We start from the raw sequence: 8,790 nt of genomic DNA, 5'->3' as shown, positions 1-8,790 counted from the left end.
TTGATGGTTAGATAACAAAGGCCGTCTGAAACTGCTCTTTCAGACGGCCTTTTTCTTTTTCTTAATCCATCAAATTCAATCAAACCAAACGATCTGACTTTCATCCACGTTGATACGGATTTCCTGTCCGGTTTGCGGTTTGTCCGTATCGTAGTCTGCATGGGGATACCAAATCAAATCGCCGTATTGCGGATGGGCGAGGGTGAGGCGTGTGCCTTCGGCGAGGGGGACGGCTTCGCTGATGCGGACGGCTGTGCCGTTCGGGTCAAATCGGATGGCGTGTTGGGGAATGTAGCGTGTGTCGCCGGTGTTGGCCAAACCGAGCAGCAGGGCGGCTTGGGCGTTGACGGGACGGCGGATAAGGGTTTCCGGCGTGCCGTGTTGGAGAATGCGGCCTTCGTGCATGATGGAGATGGTGTCGGCCATGGTGCAGGCTTCCTCGGCGGAGTGGGTCACGAGAATGGCGGGGATGTTTTGACTGCGGATGCGCTCGGCGGTCAGGGTGCGCAGGTGGTGACGCAGGTGTGTGTCGAGGCTGGAGAAGGCTTCGTCCAAGAGCAACAGCGACGGTCGCGTGATTAAGGCGCGCGCAAGGGCGAGGCGTTGCTGTTCGCCGCCGGAGAGGCTTTCGGGTTTGCGTTGCGCTTCGTGTTCCAAGCCGATGTCGCGCAAGGCCTGCATGGATTGTTCTTCGATTTCGGCTTTGGGCAGGCGGCGCATTTTGAGGCCGAAGCCGACGTTGTCGAGGGCGGTTAAATGCGGCAAAAGGGCGTAGTCTTGAAACATCAGCGAGATATTGCGTTTTTCAGACGGCATGTCGGTGATGTTGTCGCCGTTGAGCCAGACTTCGCCGCTGTCGGGACGCACCAGGCCGACGATGGTTTTGAGCAGGGTGGATTTGCCGCAGCCGGAGCGGCCGAGTACGGCGAGGATTTCGCCTGCTTCGACGTTTAGGTTGATGTCTTGGGCAACGGTTTTGTTGCCGAAGCGTTTGTTGATGTTTTTGAGTTGCAACATGGTTTCAGACGGCCTTTAAAAATGGGGTCGGTAACGGATACTGTCGAGCCATGCGGACAGCGGATGTTTGGGGTCGATCAGGCCGTATCGACGGCAGGCTTCGATCGTGACCAGCTGGGCATCGTGCATCATGTGTCTGCCCAACATGGCATCGAGCAGGGTGGGGATGTCCATCAGTTCAAAACCGGCGACTTCGCCGTCTTGGTTGGCGGGTTGGAAGCCTTCGGGCAGGACGATGTCGAAGATATACAGGATTTCGTTGTGGACACCGCGATTAACCGGGCGCAAACTATATATTTGGGCGGTCGGTCGGATATGGGGTGTCATAGAAGCGGGAATGCCTGCTTCTTCTTCGCCTTCGCGGCAGACGGCTTCAGACGGCCTCTCGCCGCTGCTGATGCCGCCGCCGGTCAGGTTGTCGAGTTTGTTCGGATCGACGGCTTTGTGCGGACTGCGGCGGCCTATCCAAAAGCGCAAACCGTCTTCTGTTTCGACCAATCCGTTCAAATGCACTGCCTGACTCATCAGGCCGAACGGACGGAAGGCGGCGCGTTCGAGTGCGCATAAAGGCTTGCCCGACTGGTCGCAGATGTCAAACTTTTCACCGCGCCAACCTTTGAGCCAACCACACTTGCGCCATTGTTGCGCCAGCGTTTGCAAACTGTCGCCCATTTCCGGCCAGCTGTCAGTTTCCAAATTCAGGCCGTCTGAAAGGGTTGACTGCCTGCCTGTCCAATCTTGTCCGAGGCGTTCGCGCCATAACGGGTTCAGACGGCCTAAAGGCAGGCCGTTGAGATACAGAATGCACCAATCGTCGGATGCGCCATAACTTGTCTTCGCCCAATCCCACAATGTGTCGTGGACATAGGGTGTGAATACCTGTTCAAAACGGAAAGACTGAGACATGGCGCATCCTCCAAAAGAACTAAAGATACATCGATTTTAGCCGTTTACGGCGAATTTGCAAAACAACCATACCCCCTGAAAACCGCTATAATAGAGTAAATCATCCGAAACGAGCACATCATCATGAGTGAATTGACCGATATCCTTTCCTACAACCAACATTTCGTTGAATCGGGCGAGTACGAAAAATATTTCACCAACAAATACCCCGGCCGCGAGCTGGCCATTCTTTCCTGTATGGATGCACGCATTATCGAATTGTTGCCCAATGCTTTAGGCTTGAAAAACGGCGATGCCAAGCTCATCAAAAACGCCGGTGCGCTAGTGACCCACCCTTGGGGTTCGGTGATGCGCAGTTTGTTGGTAGCCGTATTTGAACTCAAAGTCAAAGAAATCATGGTCATTGCCCACCACGACTGCGGTATGCGCGGATTGCACGCCGAAGAGTTCCTCCAACGCGTACACGACAGCAATATCCCCGACGACCGCATCGAAACCCTGCGCAATGCCGGTATCGATTTGGACGGCTGGCTGACCGGTTTTGACAACGTCGAAGACAGCGTGCGCCATACCGTCGAGCTGATTCGCAAACATCCGCTGATGCCCGACAACATTGCCATCCACGGCCTGGTCATCCACCCGACCACAGGCAAGCTCAACCTGATTGTTGACGGCAGCCAGCCTGCTTCAGACGGCCAAAACATCTAACGCAGACACCACCACGAAATGAAAAACATCGGATTATTCGGCGGCACGTTTGACCCCATCCACAACGGCCACCTCCACATCGCCCGCGCCTTCGCCGACGAAATCGGTTTGGATCTTGTCGTTTTCCTGCCGGCAGGCGACCCGTACCACAAAGACAGCACGCGTACGCCGGCACAAGAGCGCCTCAATATGGTCGAACTCGCCATCGCCGACGAGCCGAAATTCGCCGCCAGCGACTGCGACATCGTCCGCGACGGAGCGACTTATACGTTTGACACCGTCCAAATCTTCCGCCAGCAGTTTCCCGGCGCGCAACTGTGGTGGCTGATGGGCAGCGACAGCCTGATGCAGCTGCACACATGGAAAAAATGGCAAACCCTCGTGCGCCAGACCCATATCGCCATCGCCATGCGCCAAGGCGACAACCTCAACAAAACCCCGCGCGAATTGCACGCATGGCTCGGCGAAGCCCTGCAAAACGGCAGCGTCCGCATCCTCAACGCGCCGCTGCACAACACCAGCTCCACCCAAATCCGCGCCGATCTCGCCAAAACGCACCATTCAGACGGCCTGCCGCAACCCATCGCCCAATACATCCGCCAACACAAACTCTATGAAAAATAGCGTTTATTCAGGCAGATAAGCTATAATGCCGTCTGAAAACATTTCAACTAGGAAAATAATGAACGAACAAGAATTGCAAGACCTGCAAAAAATGGTCGAAGTGGCCGTAAACGCCCTCGAAGACATCAAAGCCAAAGACATCTCTGTTTTGGAAACCCAAGACAAAACCTCCCTGTTTGCCCGCATGATTATTGCCAGCGGCGACAGCACACGCCAAGTTAAAGCACTGGCGAACAACGTTGCCGTCGATTTGAAAGAAGCCGGTTTCGAAATCCTCAGCACCGAAGGCGACAGCGGCGAATGGACGCTCGTCGACGCAGGCGACCTCGTTGTCCATGTCATGCTCCCTGCAGTGCGCGACTTTTACGACATCGACACCTTGTGGGGCGGAGAAAAACCGAGTTTCCACGCCGGTATGCAAAAACCTTGGCACGCCGCCGACTAAAACGGTTTATCCATACAAAGGCCGTCTGAAACTTGAAAGCAAGCAAGTTTCAGACGGCCTTTTGCTATAATTCCATTCTTTTCACATTATTTAATTTATTGCACCATCATGCCGCAACCCGATTTCGCCCAAACCCTCTCCAAAGACCGCCATTTTCTGCGATCTGCCTTTAAAAACCCCAATAAATACGGCGGCTTGGCCAAGGTTGAGGAAAAATACAAAAAATCGCACGATCTCTATCTGCAACGCCTGTCCAAACTGCCCAAGCCCGAATTTGACAACACGCTGCCCGTTCACGAAAAACTCGACGAAATCAAAAAAGCCATTGCCGAAAATCAGGTAACGATTATTTGCGGCGAAACCGGTTCGGGCAAAACCACGCAGTTGCCCAAGATTTGTTTGGAACTCGGGCGCGGGGCGGCAGGATTGATCGGGCATACCCAGCCGCGCCGTTTGGCCGCGCGTTCCGTAGCAGAGCGGATTGCCGAAGAGCTGAAATCCGAAATCGGCAGCGCGGTCGGCTATAAAGTACGCTTTACCGACCACACCTCGCGCGATGCCTGCGTCAAGCTGATGACCGACGGCATCCTGTTGGCAGAAACCCAGACCGACCGTTATCTCGCTGCCTACGACACGATTATCATCGACGAAGCGCACGAACGCAGCCTGAACATCGACTTCCTCTTGGGCTATTTGAAACAGCTCCTGCCGCGCCGCCCCGATTTGAAAGTCATCATCACCTCGGCAACGATAGACGCAGAACGCTTTTCCCAACACTTCAACGGCGCGCCTGTGCTGGAAGTAAGCGGACGGACGTATCCCGTCGAAATCCTCTACCGACCGCTGACCAGCAAAGACGAAGACGACGCGGAAGTCGAGTTGACCGACGCAATTGTCGATTCAGCCGACGAATTGGCACGCTACGGCGAAGGCGATATTTTGGTGTTCCTGCCGGGCGAACGCGAAATCCGCGAAGCGGCAGAAGCCCTGCGCAAATCCATGCTGCGCCGCAACGACGAAATTCTGCCCCTGTTCGCACGCCTGTCGCACGCCGAGCAGCACAAAATCTTCCACCCTTCAGGCGCAAAACGCCGCATCGTGTTAGCAACCAACGTCGCCGAAACCTCGCTCACCGTGCCGGGCATCAAATACGTCATCGACACCGGCCTCGCGCGCGTCAAACGCTATTCCGCACGGGCGAAAGTGGAGCAGCTTCATGTCGAAAAAATCTCCCAAGCCGCCGCCCGCCAACGCTCCGGCCGCTGTGGCCGCGTCTCCGCAGGCGTGTGTATCCGACTGTTTTCAGAAGAAGATTTCAACAGCCGCACCGAATTCACCGACCCCGAAATTGTCCGCAGCAACCTAGCCGCCGTCATCCTGCGCATGGAAGCGTTGAAACTGGGCGATGTGGCGGCATTCCCATTCCTCGAAGCACCGGATCAGCGGTATATCAATGACGGTTTTCAGGTATTGCTGGAGTTGGGGGCGGTGGAGGCAATATGATTTCAAACAACCAGAAAAAGAAATTACACAAAAAATACCGCTTGGAAAATAAATTTCAGATGGTATTTTGCATTTTTAGACTGGCTGAATACTACACAATTTCTGCTAACGCATTGGCAACGTGCCACATCAATACAGGCGGTACAGCATTGCCAATTGCCCGATATTGACGATTATCTGACACGCTGTCAAATTGAAAATCAAGCGGAAAAGATTGAATATTAGCGGCTTCACGCGGTGAAAATCGGCGATACCGTTCGCCAATCATCAATACAGGGTCTGTGCCATTCAAACTCACTTTTGCCAAATGTGCGCTAATCGTATTGCATGGCTGTTCAATATTTTGTACGCGCCCTTTATTCATTTTTTCACGCACACGCAACATACCCTCTACCGCTTTAGGGCTGAAAAACCATTTTTCATCAAGATTAGCTTGTGCATCCAATGCGAATTTAAGCGGTACTTTTTCAGGCAGCATAACAGGAAATTGAAATTTGAAATAATCGTCAAAATCCCGAAAACCCACCATAAAAACACGTTCGCGCTTTTGCGGTACGCCATATTCAGACGCATTCAGCAATTTATAGTGAATGTGATAACCAGCTTGTTCAAATTCACGCAAAATCATCGGAAAAGCCTGTTTATTATTTGCCGATAACAAACCTTTTACATTTTCCGCAATAAAAAATCGAGGTTGTTTTTCCTTTAAAACTTTAACCATTTCAAAGAATAACTTACCTTTTTCATCTTTATAACCCAAACGCGGCGGATTTTGCGCCACAATAGAAAACGATTGACACGGAAAGCCCCCCAGCAAAATATCATGGTCAGGCAATTCATGTGCCACAATATCGCGAACATCTTTCAATTCAGCATGATGCGTAAAATTGTCGTTGTAAATTTTAATGGCGTAAGGGTCGTTATCGGCAGCATATACAATTTCAAATGGTAATTTGGCGTAGTAGTGCCCTAAATAATCAAATCCACCCAAAATACCTTTATCCATGCCACCGCAACCGCAAAATAGGGATGTTACTCGGAGCATGATACCTCCAACAAAGGCTGCCACTTGCCAGCTTGCGGTAAAAATTCAACCATCCAATGGCTGTCAATTTTTAATAAATTCTCACGATATTTTTTCGCAGGATTTTGAATAATAAAAATATTTTTGCCTGTCTCATTCATAACTAGATAATAAATAAAGTAACTGTCTCCCAAGGTTTCCGCGCTATCCCATTCATTTGGCGTTAATTTAAAGCGATTGCTGTTAATTGCCTTTTTAGAGCGCGTACTTTTCACTTCAATGTATCGTTTATGCTTTTCAATTTCAATACTTTGCAAATCATAACCTACACCCAAAGGCGTTGGGATTTTGTTAATCAAATGTTGGCGGTTGGATTGACCTTTGGTACGTAAATATTCATGCGCCAAAATCAAAGTTTCGCCATAATCGCCAAAAATTTTGGTAGGTAACAATTCTTTACCTTGCATTTTGGCGTAATATTCTTGTACTAATACAGAAATATCTGCTTGTTCCGCTTGATTTAATGACGGAGAAAATTCTGCGATATTGTCAAATTGGTTCACATAATCAAACCATTGTCGTTCTAATGCCCTAATTTCAGCATTACTGATTTCTTTTTGATAATAAAAACAATTGTATTGGTTGAAATAAGCTGTATTTTGCAAATGGCGATTGATTAAATCTGGATTATCCGTATTCAAATAATAGTAATAGTGTGTTCCCTTTGTTTTCAATAAATTAGCCAAAACCATATAATCTAAAATATCGCCAGCATAACGATAGACATCACTAGCAGATGGATAATTACCGTTTATCTTTTTTAATTGCTCATATTCATGAGAGTATTTAATTTTATTTTCTCTATTTTCAATAATGTGCTTGGCAACATCATGTGCTGTTTTGCTATGTTCAGCCGTTACGCGCAAATCAAAATAGGCGCATTGCGTTAATTCTTCGGCGGTTAAACTAAATGGCTTATCGCTTAATTCGCAGGCCGCCTGAAAAATTTGCAAAATAAATTTACACGGCTGAAATTGAATGCCTTTTTTGATCTGTTCAATCACTGCATGATTTTTATTGTGTCCTGCTGGGTATTGAAAAGTGTATAAAAAATAATTAAAAAATTCATCAAGATATTGATTTTCAGCCAGCCTTTTTGCCATGAGACTGGGAAATAATTTTCCTGTTTCGGTTTCTTGAATAAAAGAAAATAAGGCAGCAATTTCAGTGCGCCAATTATCGATGGTTTTTTGTTTAGCAGTTTGATTTTTACCAAAATTTCTCAAAACCGCATTTAATTGTTCGTTAAATTCTTTTTCAGGCAGCGTGTTCAAATCAGAAATAGAATTGGCAACGTACAATAACACTTCTTCTACATTACTTTTAAAACGTGGGCGAATATGATGTAAACGGAAAAAATATTCATCAGGAATTTGATAAATTTGGCTCATAAAAATTCTTTCATTTTCAATGCAATCACTTTTGCCAACATAGGCGGAACAGCATTGCCAACTTGTTTATATTGACTGGTTTTTGTCCCTAAAAACACAAAATCATCAGGAAACGATTGAATCCGCGCACTTTCGCGCACCGTTGGCACACGGTTAAATTCATAATGGAAATGGTGGCGGTGTCCTGTATCAATCGTAAAACTTGGTTTTTGGCTGTTTAAGCGTGTCCATGCAATATTGACGTTTCTCGTTTGGCGCAAATGTTCAGGTAGGCTTTTGTAATTGCCGCCATCAGGTACGAGTGCGATAATTTCTTTTGTTTTATCATTATGTTGAGTGATTTGATGATTAAACAAGCCAGTTGCATTTTGGCGCATCATGTGTTGATATTCGCTGCTGCCTAAAAGTGGATAAGCCGCGCCATCATCAACCGAATAATCAGGTAAATCAGAAATGGCTTGTTTTACAGTAACATATTGATTAACCGTTTGTTTGGGAAAATCAAATGTTATGCCATTTTTAAATCCCACAAAAAATGCGCGTTTACGATTTTGCGGTACCCCATAATCAGAAGCCATTAAAATTTGACTTTTGACGATATAGCCTAGTTGCTCAAAATCTTGAGTAATTTGTTGTTTAATCGCTCCTTTTCCTATTGACATTATATTAGGGACATTTTCCATTAGAAATGCTTTGGGCTGATAAAAACGGACAAAATCCACAAACGCTTTATAAAGTTGATTGCGTTCATCATCAATCATGCGTTTGCCGGCGATAGAGAAACCTTGACATGGTGGTCCACCAATAATCACATCTATTTGTTTAATTTGAGTTTGTTGGGAGATTTGTTCGGGTGTGATGTTGAATAAATCGGCGACAATGCCTTGTGTGCCTTTGTGTGTGGCGGTGTAGGTGGTAATCGCGTCTTGCCAATAATCTATGCCCAATTTAACATCAAAACCAGCTTGAATAAAACCGAGCGATAAGCCGCCACAGCCGCAAAATAAATCTAAAACAGTAGGTTGGTGTGTGTTATTCATCATATTTTATATTTTCTAAAATAAGATTTCAGATGACCTGAAAAAACAGAATTATAACTTAGGATAGAACAA

At 47.7% G+C, this 8,790-nt stretch carries 9 protein-coding genes; 4 read left to right on the top strand and 5 right to left on the bottom strand.

The window, feature by feature from the left end; genetic code table 11:
• Positions 1-75: 75 nt before the first annotated feature.
• On the bottom strand, positions 76-1,017 hold the full coding sequence (locus tag HMPREF2872_RS05245) for an ABC transporter ATP-binding protein (protein ID WP_070631777.1): 942 nt from the start codon (positions 1,015-1,017) through the stop codon (positions 76-78).
• Positions 1,018-1,032: 15 nt separating this feature from the next.
• The gene (locus HMPREF2872_RS05240; protein ID WP_070631774.1) at positions 1,033-1,923 is read right to left on the bottom strand and encodes an NUDIX hydrolase; all 891 of its coding nucleotides are present in this window, start codon (positions 1,921-1,923) and stop codon (positions 1,033-1,035) included.
• A gap of 123 nt (positions 1,924-2,046) precedes the next feature.
• On the opposite strand from HMPREF2872_RS05240, the gene HMPREF2872_RS05235 reads away from it, so the two are divergent.
• The 4 genes from HMPREF2872_RS05235 to hrpA all read left to right on the top strand — a co-directional run bounded on the left by HMPREF2872_RS05235 (position 2,047) and on the right by hrpA (position 5,203).
• Positions 2,047-2,631, top strand: a complete 585-nt coding sequence (locus tag HMPREF2872_RS05235; RefSeq protein ID WP_070631772.1) for a beta-class carbonic anhydrase — start codon at positions 2,047-2,049, stop codon at positions 2,629-2,631.
• A gap of 18 nt (positions 2,632-2,649) precedes the next feature.
• A complete protein-coding gene (gene nadD, locus HMPREF2872_RS05230) occupies positions 2,650-3,255 on the top strand; it encodes a nicotinate-nucleotide adenylyltransferase (protein WP_070631769.1) in 606 nt (201 codons plus the stop codon).
• 58 nt (positions 3,256-3,313) lie between these two features.
• Positions 3,314-3,700: a ribosome silencing factor gene (gene rsfS / locus HMPREF2872_RS05225; protein WP_002246503.1), complete on the top strand. Its 387-nt coding sequence runs from the start codon at positions 3,314-3,316 to the stop codon at positions 3,698-3,700.
• A gap of 108 nt (positions 3,701-3,808) precedes the next feature.
• A complete protein-coding gene (gene hrpA, locus HMPREF2872_RS05220; protein ID WP_083311739.1) occupies positions 3,809-5,203 on the top strand; it encodes an ATP-dependent RNA helicase HrpA in 1,395 nt (464 codons plus the stop codon).
• Positions 5,204-5,294: 91 nt separating this feature from the next.
• On the opposite strand, the gene dcm is transcribed toward hrpA, so the two are convergent.
• From dcm to HMPREF2872_RS05205, 3 genes are read right to left on the bottom strand one after another with little or no spacing between them, the layout of a single operon-like run.
• On the bottom strand, positions 5,295-6,248 hold the full coding sequence (gene dcm, locus HMPREF2872_RS05215; protein WP_070631767.1) for a DNA (cytosine-5-)-methyltransferase: 954 nt from the start codon (positions 6,246-6,248) through the stop codon (positions 5,295-5,297).
• A complete protein-coding gene (locus HMPREF2872_RS05210; RefSeq protein ID WP_070631763.1) occupies positions 6,236-7,678 on the bottom strand; it encodes a protein NO VEIN domain-containing protein in 1,443 nt (480 codons plus the stop codon). The genes dcm and HMPREF2872_RS05210 overlap by 13 nt, the downstream gene beginning before the upstream one ends.
• Positions 7,675-8,721 (bottom strand): DNA cytosine methyltransferase, encoded by a 1,047-nt coding sequence (locus tag HMPREF2872_RS05205; protein ID WP_083311738.1) that lies wholly within the window; start codon positions 8,719-8,721, stop codon positions 7,675-7,677. Before HMPREF2872_RS05205 ends, HMPREF2872_RS05210 begins: the two co-directional genes overlap by 4 nt.
• Between the last annotated feature and the right edge of the window lie 69 nt (positions 8,722-8,790).

It is taken from the genome of Neisseria sp. HMSC069H12 (genome assembly GCF_001812735.1).
Taxonomy (GTDB): domain Bacteria; phylum Pseudomonadota; class Gammaproteobacteria; order Burkholderiales; family Neisseriaceae; genus Neisseria; species Neisseria subflava.
The sequence above is the reverse complement of the archived record's forward strand: the minus strand, read 5'-3'. Positions and strand labels throughout refer to the sequence as shown.